Below are 20,613 nucleotides of genomic sequence, written 5' to 3'. Positions count from 1 at the left end.
GAGGCCGGGAAGTTGTAAAGCGTGTGGAGCATAGTCGTCTCCTTCCGTTCCATTGATAGAGATCACTGTTCGTCGCCTTTTTATGTGGTTTTGCAGGCCTGAAAAAAAGTCTATAAAAGTTTTAAACTTCTTGAACGTCGCCCGGGTCATTAAAGTGTACGCCACACATTTCAGCGTTCACTGCCAATGACTCAAAGGACTCTTATTATGATTCGCGACGACCGCATCGCTCCAGGCTCCCCTGTGTATCAAGACACGCATGCCATGGCTCCTCTGCTTAAACGAATTTCCTGGAGCGCTATTCTGGCCGGTGTTGTATTGGCCATGGTTGTTTCGCTGTTGTTGAACCTGTTGGGCACGGCCATTGGAAGTGCCAGTATTGATCCAATGCAGGAAGCCAATCCGTTGTCCGGAATTGGTACAGGTGCGGGTATCTGGGTTGTTGTCAGCTCGGTCATCTCGCTGTTTGTCGGTGGTTGGGCGGCTGGCCGTCTGGCTCAGCGTGAAGGCGCTTTTCATGGTCTTCTGGTATGGGCGAGCGTATCGCTGATCACTGTCTATCTGGTGTCCAGTGCGGTAACAGGTGTCGTGCGTGGTGGCCTTAATCTGGCAGGCAGCGGTATGTCGGCACTGGGCAGCGGTATTGCTCAGATAGCGCCGGCCGTCGGCGGCAAGATTCAGGATCAGTTGCGCGCTCAGGGTATTGATTTCAATCTGGACGATATCCAGGGTGAAATTGAAACAGCCATGCGCCAGACCGGTAAAGCAGAGCTGAACCCTGACAACGTCAAGCAGGAAGCTCAGGCAACCCAGGAAGATGCCCAGAACACTGCCAAACAAAGTGCACAAAATCCTCAGCAAGCCGATGAGCAATTGGGTGGCCTGATGGACCGCATCAAAGCCAAAGGTGACCAGGCGTGGGATGCTGCTGACCGTCAGGCGCTGGTTAATCTGATCAAGGCGCGTGGCAACAAGACTGATGCCGAAGCCAATCAGATCGTCGATCAGGCTCAGGCCAGCTATCGCCAGGCTTATGCCAAGTATCAGGAGCTGAAAGCTCAGGCAGAACAGAAAGCCCGTGAAGCGGCTGAAGTGACCGCCAAACGTGTTTCGCAAGGTGCCTGGATTCTGCTGATCACTCTGGTGATCTCGGGTCTGGTAGCAGCAGGTGCCGGTGTACTGGGTCGTCGTACTCAGCCGCCAGCCAAAGTTGTTGCTGCTGTCTGATCTAATGCAGCAAGACTGAACTGAAGTACCAGACGGGGAGCGTTAATCGCTCCCCGTTTTTATTTCAGCCGTTCGATATCAGGTTGGTGAAGATCCTCCTCGGCTACACGTTGGTAAAGTCCATCCCTCAATCTTTTACCTCATCATCGTGAGGCTCTACAGCTGGTAACAGGGCAACTTTCAAAGAGCAAATACTCTAACAGCATTCTGCCGGATATATATTCAATCTCAACGCAGGATGCGGACAATGAGTCCGTCAGATTCAGCTGAGTGGTTTATCCGTTCTGGTTTCAAGCGGTTGTGCCAACTGCCGCCAGCCATAAAAAGCGAGCGCGGTAAGCAGCGCACTGAGCCAGACAATCACACCAGCCCAGAACGTGTGGGACATGAAATGCCAACCTTGAACCACTCGCGTGGTGCCGTAGATTGCACCCAGTACGGTCGATGCGTAGAGGATTGCCTTGGCGTGGCGCCAGCAGTAACGGCGTGCAACGAAATACAATGCCACCATGGTAAAACCACCCGAGGCATGACCTCCTGGCCAGCAACGACCCGCGCCCGCTTCATGGAACAGCCTGAAGTTTTCGAACCACTCCTTTTTCTCCATTGTGCCGCCATACAGAGTGGTTTCCACAGGGCAGTAAATGCTCGTGTGACTTTTGAAAAAGTGGATCATGCCGGTGATCACCGCGAAAGAGACCACGACAAACAGCAGGTCACGACGGTGACGAGCAGTGAAGCGTAACAATGGCGCTACCCGAGCAGTTTCCAGCAGGCCAATCATTCGGTCATTGCGCCCGGGTTTCAGCAGTGGCCATATAAAGGACAGCAACAGCCCGATCACTGCGGCTTCTCCCGTCCAGTCGGGAATGATCCTGGGCCAGCGGTGGGTCAGATTTTCAAATAGGCGGTCATGCTCAAACGGAAATACCTGAAGCGGGTAGTACAGCCAGTTGCTGATCGCTTCGTCGAGCGAAGTAAGATCAAAAACGACAAAGGTCAACAGCGCTATTGCCATCGGCACGCCGAAGTTCCACGCATAGAATCTTGATTTTTCGCTTTGCACTCTTTTTTATTCCGTAGTCATTTGCGTGGTTTGAGAGTTCATATCGATGTGCGCAAGTCTTCTGCGAGGCAGAATATACGTAGCCACCTGTTCAATTCCTAGCGGGAGTTTCATGAAAACCGTTTCATTCAGCTTTGGCATTTTTTTCACATGTTATTGACCCGACGATGACGCGTCCTTGATCAAGCTGGCGGCCTTATAAGGACAGAGCCAGCGTGTTCGGCTGTCCATTGAACAGGCAGGCATGCGGGGCAACTTGATGAAAAGTTATGGTAAATCCGCGTTCAGGGCATCTTCGCTTCTGAGCGGCAGGATAAACGCTGTTCTGATGGCGGCCGCCATTGTGATTTCCTTGCTCGTGTTGACGGGGTACACCTATTGGCCGCGTTCGCCAGTTCGGCTTGTTCAGGGCGAGAATCTGGCCATGTCCGGTTTGTATGCCAGCTGGAACAAAGGTGATGTGATGGTACTGGTTCGCCACGGCGAACGCTGCGACCGCTCCAGCAACGAGTGCCTTGGTGCAAACGACGGCATCACTCGCTACGGCAGTTCCGTTTCGACAGATGTCGGCCGGTCGTTCAGCGAACTCGGGCTTGCACACACCGATGTAATAACCAGCCCCTTGACCCGCACCGCCCAGACTGCACAAGCCATGTTTGGCCATCCGGTGGAGGCCCAGGAATGGTTGTACAACTGTGATGAGACGATGCTGAATGAGGTCATGGCGCACAAGTCTCTGAATCGAAATCTGATTCTGGTGACGCACAGCGGTTGTATCGGTCAGCTGGAAAGCCTGCATGGGTATCCTCATGCAGCCACCAGCGAGTACGACAGTGCGCTTTTCATTTCGCTCGACAGTCGGGGTAAAGCGGTTATCCGAGGGGTTATAAACCCGGAGGACTGGACGCAACTTTCCCGGCTTCATCTGCTGTGGCATTGAACCCAGGTGTATTTTCGCGTTGTCAAATTTCTGTTTATTTATACACAAGGGTGAGTCTTGGGTTGTGCAGGCGTGAAAAGTGTTTAAGAGCTGTTCAACAATTATTCAACAACTCACTGTTTATAATTTAATGCCCTGTGCCTGTCGGTATCCTCTTTCTCATCAAACCGGTATCTTCCTTGATGACGTCTCGTGCGCGTTCGCCATTGCTGTTGCTGCTGTGTGTCTTGCTGTTTTTTCTCGCACTGGGAAATCACCAGTTGCAAAATTCGACGGAGCCGCGCGTGGCTGGCATCGCCATGGAAATGCACTTGAGTGGCAACTGGATTACGCCGAAATTGAACAACCAGCCTTTCCTGGAAAAACCGCCGATGAGTGTGTGGCTGGATGCGGCGGCTATTCGGGTGTTCGGTCCTGCCCCATGGGCGTTGAGACTGGCTTCTGCCTGCGCCGGCCTGCTCAGCGTGTTGCTGCTTTACACCATGCTGCGGCGTTTCGGCCGGCCGGCATCCGTGGCCTGGGTGGCTGCTTTCATGCTGGCGACCCAGGCCAGCTTCTGGAGCAATTCGCGGCAAGTGGGCGAGGATGCCTTGCTGGCGTTGGGGGTAACCACCGCCTTGCTGGCATTCTTCCATGCCAGTAATCGCCTGCGTGGTAATGGGCTCTCTACAGGGCCCTGGTTGCTGTTCACGCTGGGTATCACACTGGCGACCCTGAGCAAGGGCGTGCTGGGGCTGGCAATGCCGGGCGTGGTGATTTTCGCCTGGCTTGGTTGCGAGTCAGTGCGGAACAAACGCATTGTTATTGCTCACTGGTTGCGCCCGGCAATGCTCACCCTTGTGGCTCTGATTCCGCTGCTCGTGTGGCTGTGTTTCCTGTACGGACAGGGTGGCACGCAGTCATTGAAGGACGTGCTGTGGACCAACAGCGTTGGACGCTTCAGTGGTTCCTTCGAAGAGGCGGGGCACTACGAACCTGCCTATTACTACCTGACAAAACTGCTTGAAGCATTTTTGCCATGGAATATCCTGGTTTATCTGGGGTTGTGGCATTTTCGAAAGCGGTTAATGGCCAATCGTTATCTGCTGTTCTTCGCCCTGTGGTTGGGCGCGCAGTTCCTGCTGTTGTCGCTGGCCTCCAGTAAACGCATGGTTTATCTGATGTCGCTGGCACCTGCTGCGGCAGTGATTGCTGCGGAATATGCTTTTGTTCTGGGTGAGCGATTGCAGGCTCGGTCGGGACGCTCATTTTTTGCGGCGTCTATCGTGAGGAATGGAAAGGCGCTCATGGCTGCAGGCGTTGTGCTGGTTGTAGTGAGCTATCTAAGTGCAGCCCTATGGCTCGCGCCACAAGCCGACAGGCAGTTGTCATTTCTGCCGCTGACCGACAAAGTCCATACCCTGCAGGTGCAGGGACGGCAGGTTGCCTTGTTCCAGCCCAGCGAACGGCTGGCGGGGGCCAGCGTGTTCTATAGTCAGAGCCTTCTGAAAACACTCAATAGTAACTCTGAATTGACTGGTTTTCTTACCAGCGCTGACGGCAATGTCGCTGTGATGGAAAGCATGCAGCCACCCGAACCGCCTCTGCAGATTGTTGACAGCGTAAAGGTCGGGGATCGTGTCTACTATTTCGTCAGTCAGGCACCAGGGGCAGGGGCTGTCAGTAACTGACAGCCCCTCTGTACGGCGGGTGGAGCAGGGCCATTCATATGGCCTGACTGCTGGTTAACTGGTCATAGGGTGTCCACCGTTTCTGCGGGATTGGCAGATCGCACGATTCACCACGACCAATGGGGAAGTAGTGAAAGCCGCGCTTTGCCAGCCGTTCGGTGTCATACAGATTCCGGCCGTCGAAGATGATCGGTGCATTCAGCCGCTGCTGTATCAGCTCGAAATCCGGGGCTTTGAACTGTTGCCACTCGGTGCAGATGATCAGCGCATCGGCATCGTTGAGAACGGACTCAGGTGTTCCCATTAGAATCAGGTCCTTGCGATGCCCATATATGCGTTGGGTTTCCTGCATGGCCTCGGGGTCGAATGCCCGCACGCTGGCCCCGGCTTCCCACAGTGCTTCCATGAGCATGCGGCTGGGAGCGTCGCGCATATCGTCGGTATTGGGTTTGAACGCCAGCCCCCATAAGGCAAACGTCTTGCCGCGCAGGTCGCCCTGGTAGAACGCATTGACCCGCTCGAACAGCTTGTTCTTCTGCCGCTCATTAATTGCTTCGACTACAGACAGCAGATCGTTGGAGCAATGCGCCTCTCTGGCGCTGTGAATCAAGGCGCGAATGTCCTTGCCGAAGCATGAGCCGCCATAGCCGCAACCGGGGTAGATGAAGTCATAACCAATGCGTGAGTCGGCACCGATGCCCAGCCTTACGGACTCAACGTCTGCGCCCAGATGTTCTGCCAGCTCGGCGATCTGGTTGATGAAACTGATTTTGGTCGCCAGCATGCAGTTGGCGGCGTACTTGGTCAGTTCGGCGCTGCGCAGGTCCATGAACATGATGCGGTCATGGTTGCGGTTGAACGGTGCATACAGCTCGCGCATGACTTTGCGCACCGCTTCATTTTCGCAGCCGATGACAATCCGGTCCGGGCGCCGGCAATCGTTGACCGCCGAGCCTTCCTTGAGAAACTCGGGGTTGGACACTATATCGAACTGCAACAGGCGACCGGCCTGACGCAATACCTTGTCGATATGGCCTCGCAAGGCGTCGCCACTGCCGACCGGCACGGTGGACTTCTCGACGATGATCAGCGGCTCGCAGCGATGCCGGGCAATGGCTTCGCCTACCGCAAAAAAACCGCCGAGATCGGCCGAGCCATCTGCTCGGGAGGGCGTGCCAACCGCGATGAACAGCACCTCGGCATGCTCCACCGCCAGTCGCTCGTCGGTGGTGAAGTGCAGACGTTCATGATCCAGATTGTCACGCACGAGATTGGCCAGTCCAGGCTCGTAAATGTGTACCTGACCCTGACGCAGTTGATCGATTTTGGCCTGGTCAATGTCCATACAGACAACATCATGGCCGACTTCGGCAAGTACGGTCGCTTGTACCAGACCTACATATCCGCTACCGAAAACGCTGATTCTCATGGGGAAGATCCTGAAGTGACGGGCTGGAGATGCGCCGCAGGTTGATGGTCAAGACACCTGCCACAATCAGCGTGACACCCACAGTTTTCGATACCGTGAACGTCTCATGGAAAAATGGCAGGGTTGCAGCCAGCGTATAAACCAGTGCATAGCTGATACTGAGGAGCGAATAGGCACGGCTGAGGGGCAAATCACGCAGCGCCAGCAGCCAGAAAAGCATGGAGAGTGCATAGGCTGTGATCGAGGCGCAGATGACGGCGACGGCACTGGACTGAGCCTGCCCGATATCCTGCAGGTCGAGCCATTGCCCAGGCGAGGGGAGGCGGCTCATGCCCCAGCGCATGCCCAATTGCGCCGAACTGACCAGTACAACACTGGTCATGGCGTACATCGTTGCGCTACGGCGGGTCATGCCTGGCGTCCCAGCTGAAATACGCCGACAAGGATCAGCGCAATACCAAGCCAGTGCTGTGGGTCAACCGGCTCTTTGAAAACATAGCGTCCCGCCAGGGTGATCAGCACGAAGTTGAGGCCCAGCATGGGGTACGCGATGCCTACATCCATGCGTTGCAGCACCAACAGCCAGACCAGCAGACCCAGCCCGAGGCAGGCAATCGCCAGCCACAGCCATATTGAACGCAGTGCAGCAAATACGCCGGGAAATGTCCCGCGCCAGCCTTCCACTGCGTACTTTTGTGCGATTTGGCCCAGGCACGTCAGCAGGCATGCGCTCAGGAGCATCAGCCAGGTCATAACGCTGACTTCTCATAAATGAGGATGGCCAGGTTGCCTTCGTCGTAACGCTGGCCGTCCTTGGGAAGCATTTCAAGCTCCTCCAGCTCATCATCACTCTTGCCACGCATGATCACGCCGACCCTGCCTTCGCTTCGGGCTTTTGTAATCCAGGCGTCGATGTCCTGCAGACGGACTTGGCGGCCCTGTACATCCGGATAACCCAGGCCGTATTCAAGCTCGCCCCAAGTATTGAAAAGCGCGATGTCCGGTCGTTTCAGGCGCCACGACATGGCAGAAGCAGCGCCCAGATCATTGCTCAGCAAATGTGTACAGGCTGCCAGCTCCGTTTGATGCCTGGCGACAAACTGGTCGGGAGTCTTGTTGTACACCACGTCGTTTGGTAGTGCCGCAGGCAGCAATACGATCAGCAACCAGCTTCCCACCGCTGGCAGAGCCCAGAAGGTCAAAGGGCGGATGCCTTGCAGGGCGTTGGTGAGTGTCCATCCGGTAAGTACGATGATCGCCAGCAACAAGTGCATCGGTTCGTTTTCGTACACGGGCTGTTTCAACTGCACGTAGATCAGCGCTAAAAGCCCGAGAAAGGTCAATGCTGCGTTAACTATTCCGTTAACGCGCAACGCCGTGCCACGGCCTTGATTGAGACGTTCGACCAGAGCGTCAGCCATGAGCAATGCCAGCGGCAGCAGGCAAGGCAGTATGTAGGTCGGCAACTTGCCTTTGCTCAGGCTCAGAAATGCCAGCGGCAGGACCAGCCATAGCAGCAGGAAGGCGGTGTCGGGCCTGTTTTTCTGTTGCCAGGCTTGCTTCAACGTCACGGGCAGCAGCAGCGCCCAAGGCAGGCAAGCCGCGATCAGTAGAGGCAGGTAGAACCACCAGGGTTGGGCATGCTGCGCATTGTCCCCGGCAAATCGGCGAATGTGCTCGTGCCAGAAAAAGTAACGCCAGTAATCGGGCTCTTGCTGGTGTACCGCCAGCGCCCACGGCAGACAGACTGCAATGGCAATCACCACTGCAAGCGGGCCGAACCTGAGCAGTTCAGTCAGGCGGCTTTGCCATAGCATGTAGGGCAGGGTGATGATGACCGGCAACGCCCAGGCGAGAAAGCCCTTGGTCATGAACCCCATGCCGCAGGCTACGCCGACCAACGTCCAGGCTAGCAGGCGGGCTCGGCCGATGCTGTGCACGGCGTACCAGAACGCTACCAGCGTCAAGTTGGTCCAGAGGGTGAATTGCGGGTCGAGATTGCTGTAACCGGCTTGGCCGGCGACGAAACCGAAACTCATGAACAGCAGTGCGCTGGCGAAGCTTTTGCGCGGGTCGCGCCAGATCTTTCCCGCCAGCATGTAGGCCAGCAAGACACTTAAACCGGTGCTTATCGCCGAAGCAATGCGCACGCCGAACAGGTTCTCGCCAAACACCGCCTGGCCCAAGGCAATCAGCCAGTAACCGGCAGCCGGTTTTTCAAAGTAACGCAAGCCCATGAAGTGCGGCGCGATCCAGTTGCCGCTGTGAAGCATTTCCTGGCTTATCTGGGCATAACGGGTTTCATCGGGAATCCACAAACCATGGAAACCCAGTGGTAGCAGGTAGGCCAGCAAGAATGCCGCTAACAGGAGTGCGCCATCACGGTATCTGGAGTGCATCACTGTTGCACCCCCAGCCAGCCTTCGCGACCGGGCAGGTGACCGCGAACAACTTGTCCGCAAGGCAGTTGCTCGATGGATTCCGGCAGCAGCTGGCCCAGCGGGTTGAACTCGATTTCCCGTGCATCGGCCTGCCTTAAAAGCTGCCTGAAGCCGTCCGCCATGACAATGCCTTCGACTTCAGCATGAATGGTGTAGACGTTGAGCCGTTGCGCAGCGAAGCGGTTGAGGATGTATTCGTTGAAGGCCCCTGGCTGGAGCTGTGGGCCGACCACCTCGTCGAAGGTCGGCAAGTCCACCGGGATCTGCGGCGTGCCGAGTCTGCCATCAGCCAATAACGGGCGAAACAGGGTAGCGCCGCGACAGTCGCTGTTGTAGCGGAAGCCAAACGCCTGCTTGGCCTGCACGACATGCTGGTCGGCACGCCAGCCCGCTGCTGCGGAGCAGATCACCGGGTTGCCTAAAATGTCGCTCAGGCAGTCGACCCCACGGTGTATTTGCGCGGTCAACTGGCGATCGTTCCAGCGTCCGGCATTGGCTTGCCAGCCATGGTGATCCCATGCATGCAGGCCGACCTCGTGGCCTGCATCCAGAGCGCGACGCATCAACGGGCCAAGGTCACGTCCTATCGGCTTGCCCGGCCACGCCGTACCCGCCAGCAGAATATCCCAGCCATACAGGCTTGCTGCTCTGGAGCGAAGCATCTTCCAGAAAAACGTGGGCCGTGCGAGACGCCACAGGTGACGTCCCATGTTGTCGGGGCCGACGCTGAAAAAGAACGTCGCCTTGACCTGAGCTTCATCGAGTATGTCCAGCAACCTCGGCACGCCTTCACGGGTGCCCCTATATGTGTCGACATCGATTCTTAAGCCTGCCTGCATCAGCGCATATCCGCCTTTTCAGCCATGGCTTCGCGAAGGAAGAAGTCCAGGGTTTTGCCAATCGTTTCGCTCAGCTCGATACCTGGTGTCCAGCCAATCAACTGTCGGGCGTTGTCGATACTCGGTTTGCGATGGCTGACATCCTGATAACCCTTGCCATAAAAGGACTGGCTTTCTACTTCGCGAAAGCCTGCGAATGGCGGGAAGTTGCCGCGCAACGGGTGCGCTTCGAACTGGCGCAGCAGCTCTTCACCCAATTGGCGAATGCTGGCTTCATTGTCGGGGTTACCGATGTTGATGATCTGACCATTACAGCGCCCATCACGATTTTCGATAATCCGCGCCAGCGCCTCGATACCGTCGGCGACATCGGTGAAACAGCGCTTCTGGGCCCCGCCGTCCACCAGCCGAATCGGCGTACCTTCCACCAAGTGCAAAATCAGTTGGGTGATGGCCCGAGAACTGCCGATACGCGCCGAGTCCAGTCGGTCCAGGCGTGGGCCCATCCAGTTGAACGGGCGAAACAGGGTGAATTGCAGGCCTTTCTGACCATAGGCCCAGATCACGCGGTCCAGCAGTTGCTTGGACACCGAGTAGATCCAGCGCTGCTTGTTGATCGGGCCAACGATAAGGTTCGATGTGTCTTCGTTGAAGCTTGCGTCCTGGCACATACCATAGACTTCGGACGTTGACGGGAAGATCACCCGCTTGGTGTACTTCACGCAGTAACGGACGATCTTCAGGTTTTCTTCGAAATCCAGCTCAAACACTCGCAACGGGTTGCGGGTGTATTCAATCGGTGTAGCGATGGCCACCAATGGCAGCACCACATCGCATTTCTTGATGTGATACTCGATCCACTCGGTGTGGATGCTGATGTCGCCTTCGATAAAGTGAAAGTTCGGCTTGGTTCGCAGGCGCTCAATGGCGTCTGAACCGATGTCCATGCCGTAGATGTCGTAACGATCGTCCTGCAACAGGCGTTCTGACAGATGATTGCCGATGAAACCGTTGACGCCGAGGATCAGCACGCGGGTACGGCGGGCCGGGCGGCGCTTTTCTGTATCGAGCAGTTGCGAGCCTTCCACCAGCCCGAACTCGCGAGCCAGTTGTGCGCCACTGAGGTACAAGCCGTTGTCGCCGCGCTGCCCTGCGTTGATCACCAGCGAGCCCTCACCGCAGGCGATACGCAATGGGTCGTGACTGATGACCGTGCCGGGTGCTTCGCCGTTGTTGCCTGCTTCGGCACTGGCGGCCCAGACAATCAACTTGTTTTCGCCTACCGCGCAAAATGCGCCAGGGTAGGGCTGCGTGACTGCCCGTATCAGGTTGTACAGTTGAATGGCCGGAAGCGACCAGTCGATCAAACCGTCGGCCGGGGTGCGGCGACCGAAACAGCTTGCAAGGGTTTCGTCCTGCGGCGTGCCTGAAAGTTGCCCGAGGGCAAGCAGCGGTAGCGTTTCACTAAGCAGGTCAGCGGCGGCTTCACGCAGTTTGCCGTGGAGCGTCAAGGCCGTATCGGTGGAACTGATCGAGACGCGTTGCTGAGCGACTATTGGCCCTGCATCGGCGCGTTTGACCATCTGATGCAAGGTCACGCCGGTTTCGCTTTCGCCGTTGACCAGCACCCAGTTCGCCGGTGCTCGCCCGCGATAGCGTGGTAACAGCGAGCCATGCAGATTCAATGCGCCTTTTTTCGCGCAGGCCAGTAACGGATCACCGAGAAGTTGGCGGTAATAGAAGGAAAAGATGAAGTCAGGGGCCAGTTTACCGATGCGTTCTACCCACAAAGGATGATTAGGGTCCTCAGGAGCATGTACGGGAATGCCATGTCGCGCGCACAGCTGAGCCACGGAACCGAAGAAGGTTTTTTCCTTGGGGTCGTCGGCGTGAGTGAAAACTGCAGCAATTTCATAACCTGCGCCCAGCAGCGCTTGCAGGCCGACACAGCCAATATCGTGATAGGCGAAAACGACAGCTTTAGGGCTCATGGCGCAACCTTGTTCATATAGGGAGTTACAGAGGAATCGACGCTTTCGCTGACAACTTCGGACGAGCTGCGCACGACTTTTTCAATGAAGAAGCGCGGGCGCGCGCGGACATCGCTGTACATTCGGCCCAGGTATTCACCCAGTAATCCCATACCGATGAACTGCCCTCCGGTGAATACGAACAACACCGCAAACAGCACGAACGTGCCGTCACCGGCCCATGGCGCACCGAAGATCAGACGCAGAATGATCAGTAACGCAGCGAACAGCACACCGAGCAGCGCCATGCTGAAGCCGATAATGCTGAGCAGGCGCAAGGGCGTAGTGGTCATGCAGGTGATCAGGTCAAACATGAGGTTGACCAGGCGCATGGGGCTGTATTTCGAGTCGCCATGTTCACGTTCAGCGTGATCGACCAATACCTCCGTCGTGTGCCGCGCAAAACTGTTAGCCAAAATCGGAATGAAGGTGCTGCGCTCCCGGCAGGCCAGCATTGCATCGACAATCGTGCGCCGGTACGCGCGCAGCATGCAGCCGTAATCACTCATAGCCACGCCGGTGGAACGCTGTACTGCCACGTTGATGATCTTTGATGGCCAACGTCGCCATGCGGAGTCCTGACGATTGCTGCGCACTGTGCCGACAACGTCATATCCCTGCTCTGCAAGCGCCACCAGCCGGGGAATTTCCTCGGGAGGGTTCTGCAGATCAGCGTCGAGGGTGATCACCACATCACCTTTGCATTGCTCGAACCCAGCCATAATCGCTGCGTGCTGACCGTAGTTACGATTCAGAATCACCGCAACGAAGGGGCTGGCGCTGCGCTCGGCGGCCTGCTGAAGAATCTCTGCCGAGTCGTCGCGACTGCCGTCATCCACCAGCACGATTTCGAAGCGGTGATTCAATTGTTTACAGGCCGCTTCAGTACGCCGTAGCAACTCGGGCAAGCTCTGGCGCTCGTTGTAGACAGGGATGACAATCGACACAAACTTGATTGGGTAGGGTCTCAATGGCTGGATTCCACGGTCGATTCAATGGCACTGACAACCCGCTCGACATCATCCAGCGTCATGTCAGGGAACAGGGGGATAGAGCAAAGCCTTGATGAATTCCATTCGGTGTCTGGCAGGCAGACGTCAGGGAAACGTTTGCGGTAATAGCTGTGCAGGTGAGTCGCTATGAAGTGGATGCCGGTGCCGATGTTTTGAGCCTGCAAGGCCTTCATGAACGCGTCGCGATCCAGCCCGCAGCGCTCGGGATCAATGCGCAGAATGAACAAGTGCCAGGCGTGATGCTGGGCGTAGCGGGGCAGGGCGAGGGGCAGGACCGGGTTCGAGGCCAGCCGTTCGAGATAGTGGCTGGCGAGCGCCTGACGCTTTGCATTGATTGCGTCAAGGCGTTGCAACTGGACCAGGGCGATACTCGCATTCAGGTCGGCCAGATTGTATTTGAAGCCTGGCTCCATGACTTCTGCCTGGGGTTTGCGACCCAGCGTCAGCCGGTCGTAGGCGTCGACACCCAGACCATGAAATTTAAGTTGGCGCACCCGATCAGCCAGTTGTGCATTGTCAGTGACGAACATTGCACCTTCGGCACAGGTCATGTTCTTGATCGCGTGAAATGAAAATATCGCGGTGCCCTGGTTGCCAATCGGACGACCCTTGTAAGCGGTTCCGGTCGCATGGGCAGCGTCTTCTATCACCGTAATCCCGTACCGATCTGCCAGCGCATAAAGCGGGTCGAGATCGAATGCGGCGCCAGCGTAATGCACCGGCACGATCGCTTTGGTTCGTGGCGTGATGGCTTGCTCAATGAGCGCGGCGCTGCTCATCAGAGTGCCACGGTCGACGTCGACAAAAACCGGAGTGGCCCCCAGCAGGCAAATCATGTTGGCCGTCGACACCCAGGTCTGCGAAGGCGTAATCACTTCATCGCCAGGTCCGACCCCCAGTGCCAGTAGCGCAACATGCATCGCCCCGGTAGCAGACGACAACGCAACCGAATGTTGCGCGCCAAACCGAGCCGCAAATTGCTCCTCAAGCTTCTGACATTCCGGCCCGGTTGTGATCCACCCGGAACGCAGCACACGAGTCACCGCAGCAACTTCTTCATCGCCTATGGAAGGCCGTGAAAAAGCAAGAAAAGCCTGGCTCATAGATATTTTTCCACTTTACGTTTCATAGCCAATACATAAAAAACGCATAACACGGGTACCCAAACATAGGCGTGCATCAATAACGAGCTGCCAGGACGGGAATACCGGTAGCGGCTGCAAGTGGCGCTATGTGTATGGGCACACTCGCTGCACACCAGAAACGGCCTGCTGACGAAAGCAAGTGTCGCGAAGATAGGGGCTCAAACATCAAAATATTGTCCAGACGCCGTTGGTTTTTTGTAGCGCATTGCAGCGCTTGTCAGCCATAGGGTAGGGTGAGTTATATGGGGATAACAATGTCGTCATGACAATATGTAGAATTATTAATGTGGTGTTCAGCTTTCATTTAGGTAATCGCAGACAGACAGCTTGAGTTCAGCTTGGTCATGCTAATTGTGGACGTTTATAAGTGACGTTACGTATGACAATGCCATTGAAATTTAATGAAGCTTTCATGACCGGAATGCGAATTTATATGGCTGGCTGCAGGCAGCAGCTTGAGTGCCCGGATGCTCAGATCGGGATGATTGGGCCTATGCGGCGGTAGGCTGCCTTACGGCTGTCGGCAGTGCGTCTGACAGTTTGCTCAGATCAGTTAGTGGAGCGAACGGAGGCGTGGAGGATCAGGCATTATCGGGTCACCTATATAACTCAACTAAATGTCTGTTTAGTTGAGTTATATAGGATATGGCTTGTTGCATAAGTATAAATGGGCGAGGGTTGCTGTTCCAAACCTCGGAACTGTCATATTTATCACCTATCAGGTCATCAGGCTACAGGATTGGTTTTGGCCATGCTGTTACATTCCTTTCATACACTTGCGCACATCATCGTCTATAACGTTGCCTGGCTTGATGCAGTCCCTTAGCGGCTTTTCGTCTTGCATGTCTTCAAACTCAGCTTTGGCTCGGTTCCGGCACTGTTTGTTAACAGCCTTGCCCAGCGGCGATGTATCGCCTTTATATGACTCGCATGTCGCTGCATTTGCAGCTTTTTGCATCTGCACGACCATTGGCAGGGTCGCGGGATCTACAGCCCATGCTGGTGAGCTTATGCAGGCAATCAGAGTCGCTATTATCCGTTTCATCATCAGTCCTTGATTTCAGGTTTAGCAGGCGTTGGTACCGTCGGACGGACACTTTACCGCAAAACGTTTTGAATTCGAGTGCTGACTTGGGTACGTGAGCCAGGCGCAATGTCTCGGTCCGTCATTGTGGATCGTCTCAAACAGTCGATCACGATGTGTTGAAATTTACGCTGCACATGGGTCGGACACTGAAGTGTGAGGGGCTTCGATTTACACGTTCTTGAAATACACAGGAGGCAGTTCGCGGGCTTCAAATCTGGTGGCCAAGGCTCACCAAGGATGTACGTGTAGGTACGCATAATGTATATTATGTTAAATTGTATCTATTTGTAACTCCTACCAGCAACCTAATGTCCAATCCCACATACCTCCGGTCAAATCCCCACAAACCCCCGTTTCCCAGAAATTCAAAAGCTTGGGTTCCATTCATAATCCTATCTCTGCGCATGTCCCTTCACTAACCTCCGGTTGACCCCACTCGACCCTGAACCCCATTCGACCACGACATCCACCATGGCAATGCTGCAGCTTTCTGCTACAGGTTAAAGGAGCCATCACTCATTCTAGCCCCCTGGTTCTGTCATGACTCGGCCGTTCATCCCATTCCCGATTTTCCCTCCCTACGTTTACTGGAGACCAAATCAGCTTCGATCCTTTCCTACGAATCTGGCTGTGGCTGATCGGTTAGCCCAGATAGACCCGGCAGCCCATCCCTTCATCAACCTCTGGTACGTCGACAGGTATGTGAATTGGATTGCTCACAATTGGGGAGCAGAAAATCCTCACCGCCAGTACCACAGCTGCATTATGGGTCTGGAGAAAATGCTCAATTGGAGCTTTGCTCATGGCCTATCGCTCGTTGACTGGCGCCGCAAAGACTTTGAGAACTACGCAGAGTTTGTGCTCAACCCGCCAAAAGCTTGGACTGTGTACGGCCAACAGGCTCGCTTCGTGCAGGAACCCGGCGTCGCATTTGAGGGATGGCCTATAAACCCAATCTGGCGTCCGTTCCTTGATTCCAGATCAATTGGTGATGACGGCGAAATCGAGAAAAATGTGTGGAAGCGAGAGATTCGATGCGCGACGCAGTTTCTGGATTTCTACCTCAAGGATACTTCAGCCTCACGTGAAAACGTTGCCGCGCAGCCCCTTGCTGATCTTGCTTTCAAGCAACCCAAGGCGATCGGTTTCTTGACCGATGCTGAGCTGGAATGGGTCTTAAAGTCGCTTCCAAATTTCATCGGCGTGCATGAATTCCGAATAATTGAGATGTACCTGATCATGGCTAGATACTCAGGCCGCCGGCTCTGGAGCGTCATGGGAAACGCCAGGTCTCCCGGACTTCTCGATCAGTTCAATCGTAGGTCGGACGGACGTTGGGTTGAGCTTCGCTCAGCCAAGGATGGCTGGCTGCCGCTGTCACCCCATTTCGATGAAGTCTTTGGTCGTTACCTGCGTTACCTGAATATTGATCCGCTCCACCCTCTCCCATCGATTCCAATTTTTCCCAAAGATGATCGGAGTTCTTACTATCCCAAAGCGCTCGGACGCATCCTTGTTTCCATCAGAGACGCTTTGGCTGACAGCGCAGCTGGGTCTGATGATCCAGAGATCTCCAGCGCCTCGGAGAAGATTCGCGGTTTGACGGTTATGTTGGTTAGTCGCAAGCCTGTACCTGTGTACTCCCGGTGATCGTGGCAACCGATTCCATTGATTGTGCGTCATCCGATCCGCAGGTTTTTCCTAGCCAATCCAGCGGTTGTGATCCACTGCGCCGACGATCCTGCCCTACCAAGCCATAGGCAGCGGACGTCGAAATTTCCTGGCCCCTCTGTTGGAATGAGAACCGCTTCTGGCCGATAGCTATCGAGGATGACGGGCAGCTATCGGCCCAGAGTTTGTAAAAAAGCATCGCCAAAATTGAAGTGCGCGCACCTACGTAATATATGAAAATTGTCGGCACGACAGCAGATGTAGATTCAGCCTAGGTGCGCGGATTTCAGTCTGGTCTTAAGTACCTGGCGCGCCCGAAAACGCTTTTACACTGCCTCGGCCAAAAGCAGTCGGTCTAACAATCGATGGATAGACACATCCATGAGGCCCGAGAGTCTCAATGAAGCCAGAGGGAATTCATACTGACTATCGACTGATCAGATGCTTGTCCTGTTATTGGTAACGTTCTCGTGCACAAGCTTCCCCAAACTAATCATTCCTTGGGCGAGCCGCTCACCCCATGGCAAGCCGCAAGTCAGGCGTAAATGATCACCGTAGCTACCGTTGCTTGAGAAAAGGGGCCCTGGCGCGATTCCAATGCCATTATCCAGCGACGTGTTGAATAACTGCTGAGCGTCGCCTCCGGCAGGTAACTGAATCCACAACGACAGTCCTCCACGCGGCTGGCTTGTAAGTGTTTCCTTAGGCCAATAACGGCTGATTGCATCACGCATACGAAGCGAGGTTTCTGCCAACTCCCGGCGTAGTCTTCGCAGTCCGCGCTCAAGATCGTGGCGCCCAAGGTAGTCGCTGATTGCGAGCTGGGGAAGCGCGGTATTGCCGATGGTGGAGAAGTATTTTGCCCTGCTTAATTCTTCTGTCCAGCGCCCCCCTACAATCCAGCCAACTCGTAATCCAGGTGCTAAAAATTTGGAGAATGAACTACAGGTAATCACGTTGCTACCTGAGTCCCAGCGCCGTAATGGAGATGGGCGGCTGTCGTCCCACGCTAACTCACCGTAAACATCGTCTTCCAAAATTATAGTGCCGTGCCGCTGGCACGCTGAAAGCAGTTGCTGTTTAGTCGCATCATCAAGCAGGCGGCCAGAGGGATTGGAGAAGTTCGGTACAACAAGTGCTAGCCGAACGGGCTCTTCTGCAAGGATTGCCTCCAAGCGCGCCATATGGATCCCACCGACAGGATCCTGAGGAAACTCGACGACCCTTAGGTTCAAGGCGGCGAGTGTTTGCAAGATGCCCTGATAGGCAGGGGATTCGACCAATACCAAGTCCCCAGGAGAAGTAGTGGCACGCAACGCTAATGAGATGGCCTCCATAGCGCCTGCAGTTACGATGATCTCTTCCGCCTCCACTTGGGCTCCAAGGTTCACGTAACGCTGGGCTATTTGACGTCGTAGCGGGCCATGCCCCTGAGGGGGCGAGTAGTCCAGAGCGCTGCTCCGCTGTCTGCGTAAGCATCTCGAAAGAGCAGCAGCAATAGCTGCATCAGGTAATAGTGCGGCGGCAGGACGAGCGTAATGCAGAGGTAATACGTCTGCACTTGCATCGATGAAACGCATTTCTCGCAATGCAGGGTTGCTGATAAACGCTGGCTCACGTGCAGAGGGCGTTTTGAAGGTGACGGACGGTGTGGAGCTGCATACAAAAAATCCCATGCGCTGCCGAGCCAAGATCAACCCTTCTTTTTCCAGCTGATGACATGCCTGAACCGCAGTGGCAGTGCTGACACCATGGTTGGTGGCTAGCTCACGAATTGATGGAATGCGCTCGCCAGGCCTCAACCAGCCTCGCTCGATCTGGGTACGCAGCGACTCAGCAAGGGCCATATAGCGCAGCATCGACTCTCCCCCCCCCCCTGTATTGGTATCTTTTCACTCTATCTGACTCTGTATTGATTTGTCTCCTCTTCTTAAGATTTCCGCCTGGAGCTGATACACCCCGTCCAAGCGTCGGCTTGAGTGTGGAAAAAGCTTCCCCCCCTTATCCACGATTCAATTTCTACGGTCAGACCGATATGACAACACACACACCAAATGGGCTATCCATTCGCCCGATGCAGCCAAGCGACCTAGATAAAGTCATTCAATGGACATCTGAGGAAGGATGGAATTTGGGCCTTAACGATGGAAGGGCTTTTCAGGTCGCAGATCCCACGGGGTTGTTCGTTGCCTGCTTGAACGATGATCCCGTCGCGGCTATCTCCGCTGTCAAATACGGCGATACCATAGGCTTTGTGGGCCTATATATTGTCAGAGAGGATTTACGTGGAAAGGGCATGGGTTATCCACTCTGGAAAGCCGCAATGACCTCTCTCGAAGGTAGGACAGTAGGTTTGGATGCGGTTGTTGCTCAGCAGGGGAACTACGCGCGCTCAGGCTTTGAAATGGCTTTCAAGACCACGCGTTATGCCGGGATCCCGCAGGTTTTGAAGTCTAATAATCCTTGTGTACAAAGCATTGGCGAAGAACTTATTGATCGGGTATTGGACTATGACTGGTCGTTTTTTCCAGCCAGTCGAGAGACTTTTCTTCGACACTGGCTTCTCAAGCACTCGTCTTACTCTGTTGCCTACGTCGAGGAGGGTGTGGTTAAAGGTTTCGGTGCAATCCGACCAGCTGAGAGCGGTTATAAGATTGGCCCATTATCTGCTCAGAACGAATTTATAGCGGAATCCATTTTCTGTTCGCTTGTTGCATGGGCTGATGGTGCATCCGTGATTCTTGATGTCCCACAACCTAACAAGGTTGGCACTCTTCTCGCAGAGAGTTATGAGCTCACACCCCTATTCGAGACTGCCAGAATGTACCGAGGGACTGCCCCAGATCTACCACTCGCAAAAATCTTTGGCATGTTGACACTAGAGATCGGTTAACGAAAAGGCCTGCGTCTCGGTGCCTGCGAGTCACGCGCAGCATCGAAGCCACGCAGGTTACCGAAACTGGCATGGTAGCTAACGGCTCTGCGGCTAGCTGCACGGGACGGTCTGCACCAGAGCGCTTACCGCCCCATTGCCCCCGCGCTTTTTCTCGACATCGGTACTACGCCTCGGCCCGTAAGAGCATTGGCCGAATCAGAAGCGGATAGCCCTGCAGATGCCGGTTGATTTGTCGGTAAATCTGATATGCCTTGGGCGGTAATCCATCAAGGTTGTGCAGTAGATCTAGCTGCTGGCAGCCCTGCGTCACCGTCGCTTCTTCATCTTTGCAGAACTAAATCAGGCCATATTGGAATTGCTACCGGCATTCAATCAGCGCCCATTCAAGTAACAGCCTGGATGCAGGTCGCGTCCAGGGATGCCTCTACTTGCATGCTTTGACCCCTGCCCGCCTTATGGCCACCGCACCAACTCCAGTTCCTTGAGCCGGATGGCCATCGCCGAATCCGAGACGCCGAATTGCTGGGCAAGTGACACCAGGTTCTGGTTGTTGAAGCGGGTGCATCGCGCTAGAGCCAGTTCACGTTCTCCCGACTCTTTTGGGGCGTAGAGGAGTCGATCCGGATTGTTGGGGTCGAGGTGATAGGCAATCACGTCGCTGAAGCGCAGCTGTCCCTTGCAGCAGAACATAAATTCGAAGCGTTCCTTCACCAGCTTTTGAGGCATGAGGAAGCAGGCCGCGAAGCGATCGGCTTGTCGCTCTGCGGGTGCACGTGGTGTTTGCAACGGGCTGCCATCAAACGCGCGGTCGCGATGCATGACGGTGTCCTCATGCAAAACAAGATGGCCGACTTCATGGGCCCCCGTGAAGAGCTGAACTTTGTCACCAAACTCGGTCGCGACAGCGATCTTATTGGATTGACGGTCAATCAGGCCTGCAATGCGAGTACCGGTTTTATGCCGGTTGAACTGGGTGTCTCCCAGGGTGGGATATTCGTGATAGTCGTAGCCGCAGACCATGGCGGCGATCCGGGGGCTGCGCATCATCATCGGTGGGATTTCTTGATCTGGCCACAGGTACCGGCGATCACGGTAAATCTGCACTAGCAGGTCAGTAGCTGCTTTCTCGATTGAAGCTTCGTTCATGGCAGAACACCAC

General features: G+C 55.2%; 17 protein-coding genes. 5 read left to right on the top strand and 12 right to left on the bottom strand.

Features of this window, described 5'->3' with window-relative positions; translation table 11 throughout:
• The first annotated feature begins 207 nt into the window (after positions 1–207).
• Positions 208–1,227, top strand: coding sequence for a hypothetical protein (locus tag RYB66_RS13735; RefSeq protein WP_316894626.1), 1,020 nt, complete (start codon positions 208–210; stop codon positions 1,225–1,227).
• Positions 1,228–1,489: 262 nt separating this feature from the next.
• On the opposite strand, the gene RYB66_RS13730 is transcribed toward RYB66_RS13735, so the two are convergent.
• A complete protein-coding gene (locus tag RYB66_RS13730) occupies positions 1,490–2,293 on the bottom strand; it encodes a phosphatase PAP2 family protein (protein WP_316894624.1) in 804 nt (267 codons plus the stop codon).
• Positions 2,294–2,552: 259 nt separating this feature from the next.
• On the opposite strand from RYB66_RS13730, the gene RYB66_RS13725 reads away from it, so the two are divergent.
• Both RYB66_RS13725 and RYB66_RS13720 read left to right on the top strand, forming a co-directional pair.
• Positions 2,553–3,233, top strand: a complete 681-nt coding sequence (locus tag RYB66_RS13725; protein WP_223886834.1) for a histidine phosphatase family protein — start codon at positions 2,553–2,555, stop codon at positions 3,231–3,233.
• Between the two features lie 182 nt (positions 3,234–3,415).
• Complete coding sequence (locus RYB66_RS13720) at positions 3,416–4,903, top strand: ArnT family glycosyltransferase (RefSeq protein ID WP_316894621.1); 1,488 nt, start codon at positions 3,416–3,418, stop codon at positions 4,901–4,903.
• Positions 4,904–4,937: 34 nt separating this feature from the next.
• Here RYB66_RS13720 and RYB66_RS13715 read toward each other — a convergent pair whose 3' ends face one another.
• The 9 genes from RYB66_RS13715 to RYB66_RS13675 all read right to left on the bottom strand — a co-directional run bounded on the left by RYB66_RS13715 (position 4,938) and on the right by RYB66_RS13675 (position 14,848).
• A complete protein-coding gene (locus tag RYB66_RS13715) occupies positions 4,938–6,332 on the bottom strand; it encodes a UDP-glucose dehydrogenase family protein (RefSeq protein ID WP_005743718.1) in 1,395 nt (464 codons plus the stop codon).
• The gene (gene arnF / locus RYB66_RS13710; RefSeq protein ID WP_005777154.1) at positions 6,310–6,714 is read right to left on the bottom strand and encodes a 4-amino-4-deoxy-L-arabinose-phosphoundecaprenol flippase subunit ArnF; all 405 of its coding nucleotides are present in this window, start codon (positions 6,712–6,714) and stop codon (positions 6,310–6,312) included. Before arnF ends, RYB66_RS13715 begins: the two co-directional genes overlap by 23 nt.
• 26 nt (positions 6,715–6,740) lie before the next feature.
• Positions 6,741–7,085, bottom strand: a complete 345-nt coding sequence (arnE, locus tag RYB66_RS13705; protein WP_005743716.1) for a 4-amino-4-deoxy-L-arabinose-phosphoundecaprenol flippase subunit ArnE — start codon at positions 7,083–7,085, stop codon at positions 6,741–6,743.
• Positions 7,082–8,731, bottom strand: coding sequence for a lipid IV(A) 4-amino-4-deoxy-L-arabinosyltransferase (arnT, locus tag RYB66_RS13700; protein ID WP_005743715.1), 1,650 nt, complete (start codon positions 8,729–8,731; stop codon positions 7,082–7,084). Before arnT ends, arnE begins: the two co-directional genes overlap by 4 nt.
• Positions 8,731–9,612, bottom strand: a complete 882-nt coding sequence (arnD, locus tag RYB66_RS13695) for a 4-deoxy-4-formamido-L-arabinose-phosphoundecaprenol deformylase (protein WP_002553514.1) — start codon at positions 9,610–9,612, stop codon at positions 8,731–8,733. The genes arnT and arnD overlap by 1 nt, the downstream gene beginning before the upstream one ends.
• Entirely contained in the window at positions 9,612–11,603 is a 1,992-nt protein-coding gene (gene arnA, locus RYB66_RS13690) for a bifunctional UDP-4-amino-4-deoxy-L-arabinose formyltransferase/UDP-glucuronic acid oxidase ArnA (RefSeq protein WP_316886073.1), read from the bottom strand. Before arnA ends, arnD begins: the two co-directional genes overlap by 1 nt.
• On the bottom strand, positions 11,600–12,613 hold the full coding sequence (arnC, locus tag RYB66_RS13685) for an undecaprenyl-phosphate 4-deoxy-4-formamido-L-arabinose transferase (protein WP_005743713.1): 1,014 nt from the start codon (positions 12,611–12,613) through the stop codon (positions 11,600–11,602). Before arnC ends, arnA begins: the two co-directional genes overlap by 4 nt.
• Entirely contained in the window at positions 12,610–13,758 is a 1,149-nt protein-coding gene (arnB, locus tag RYB66_RS13680; protein ID WP_005743711.1) for a UDP-4-amino-4-deoxy-L-arabinose aminotransferase, read from the bottom strand. The genes arnC and arnB overlap by 4 nt, the downstream gene beginning before the upstream one ends.
• A 799-nt stretch (positions 13,759–14,557) precedes the next feature.
• On the bottom strand, positions 14,558–14,848 hold the full coding sequence (locus tag RYB66_RS13675) for a hypothetical protein (protein ID WP_005743709.1): 291 nt from the start codon (positions 14,846–14,848) through the stop codon (positions 14,558–14,560).
• Positions 14,849–15,517: 669 nt separating this feature from the next.
• Between RYB66_RS13675 and RYB66_RS13670 the strand changes: the two genes are divergently transcribed.
• Positions 15,518–16,537, top strand: coding sequence for a hypothetical protein (locus RYB66_RS13670; RefSeq protein ID WP_039847380.1), 1,020 nt, complete (start codon positions 15,518–15,520; stop codon positions 16,535–16,537).
• Between the two features lie 458 nt (positions 16,538–16,995).
• On the opposite strand, the gene RYB66_RS13665 is transcribed toward RYB66_RS13670, so the two are convergent.
• Entirely contained in the window at positions 16,996–18,417 is a 1,422-nt protein-coding gene (locus RYB66_RS13665; RefSeq protein WP_005777167.1) for a PLP-dependent aminotransferase family protein, read from the bottom strand.
• Positions 18,418–18,539: 122 nt separating this feature from the next.
• Between RYB66_RS13665 and RYB66_RS13660 the strand changes: the two genes are divergently transcribed.
• Positions 18,540–19,451: a GNAT family N-acetyltransferase gene (locus RYB66_RS13660; RefSeq protein ID WP_316894985.1), complete on the top strand. Its 912-nt coding sequence runs from the start codon at positions 18,540–18,542 to the stop codon at positions 19,449–19,451.
• A 456-nt stretch (positions 19,452–19,907) separates the two neighbouring features.
• On the opposite strand, the gene RYB66_RS13655 is transcribed toward RYB66_RS13660, so the two are convergent.
• On the bottom strand, positions 19,908–20,600 hold the full coding sequence (locus tag RYB66_RS13655) for an ImmA/IrrE family metallo-endopeptidase (RefSeq protein WP_005777170.1): 693 nt from the start codon (positions 20,598–20,600) through the stop codon (positions 19,908–19,910).
• Positions 20,601–20,613 lie beyond the last annotated feature (13 nt).

It is taken from the genome of Pseudomonas syringae group sp. 243L2 (assembly GCF_032587875.1).
In the GTDB taxonomy this organism is placed as follows: Bacteria; Pseudomonadota; Gammaproteobacteria; order Pseudomonadales; family Pseudomonadaceae; genus Aquipseudomonas; species Aquipseudomonas amygdali.
Note: the sequence above shows the minus strand (reverse complement) of the source record. Positions and strands in the feature narration are given on the sequence as shown.

What these genes read in the sequence shown, in the direction of transcription:
- RYB66_RS13735 (WP_316894626.1), top strand. Translation starts at nt 208, where the DNA reads ATGATTCGCGACGACCGCATCGCTCCAGGCTCCCCTGTGTATCAAGAC.
- RYB66_RS13725 (WP_223886834.1), top strand. Translation starts at nt 2,553, where the DNA reads ATGAAAAGTTATGGTAAATCCGCGTTCAGGGCATCTTCGCTTCTGAGC.
- RYB66_RS13720 (WP_316894621.1), top strand. Translation starts at nt 3,416, where the DNA reads ATGACGTCTCGTGCGCGTTCGCCATTGCTGTTGCTGCTGTGTGTCTTG.
- RYB66_RS13715 (WP_005743718.1), bottom strand. Translation starts at nt 6,332, where the DNA reads ATGAGAATCAGCGTTTTCGGTAGCGGATATGTAGGTCTGGTACAAGCG.
- arnF (WP_005777154.1), bottom strand. Translation starts at nt 6,714, where the DNA reads ATGACCAGTGTTGTACTGGTCAGTTCGGCGCAATTGGGCATGCGCTGG.
- arnE (WP_005743716.1), bottom strand. Translation starts at nt 7,085, where the DNA reads ATGACCTGGCTGATGCTCCTGAGCGCATGCCTGCTGACGTGCCTGGGC.
- arnT (WP_005743715.1), bottom strand. Translation starts at nt 8,731, where the DNA reads ATGCACTCCAGATACCGTGATGGCGCACTCCTGTTAGCGGCATTCTTG.
- arnD (WP_002553514.1), bottom strand. Translation starts at nt 9,612, where the DNA reads ATGCAGGCAGGCTTAAGAATCGATGTCGACACATATAGGGGCACCCGT.
- arnA (WP_316886073.1), bottom strand. Translation starts at nt 11,603, where the DNA reads ATGAGCCCTAAAGCTGTCGTTTTCGCCTATCACGATATTGGCTGTGTC.
- arnB (WP_005743711.1), bottom strand. Translation starts at nt 13,758, where the DNA reads ATGAGCCAGGCTTTTCTTGCTTTTTCACGGCCTTCCATAGGCGATGAA.
- RYB66_RS13675 (WP_005743709.1), bottom strand. Translation starts at nt 14,848, where the DNA reads ATGATGAAACGGATAATAGCGACTCTGATTGCCTGCATAAGCTCACCA.
- RYB66_RS13665 (WP_005777167.1), bottom strand. Translation starts at nt 18,417, where the DNA reads ATGCTGCGCTATATGGCCCTTGCTGAGTCGCTGCGTACCCAGATCGAG.
- RYB66_RS13655 (WP_005777170.1), bottom strand. Translation starts at nt 20,600, where the DNA reads ATGAACGAAGCTTCAATCGAGAAAGCAGCTACTGACCTGCTAGTGCAG.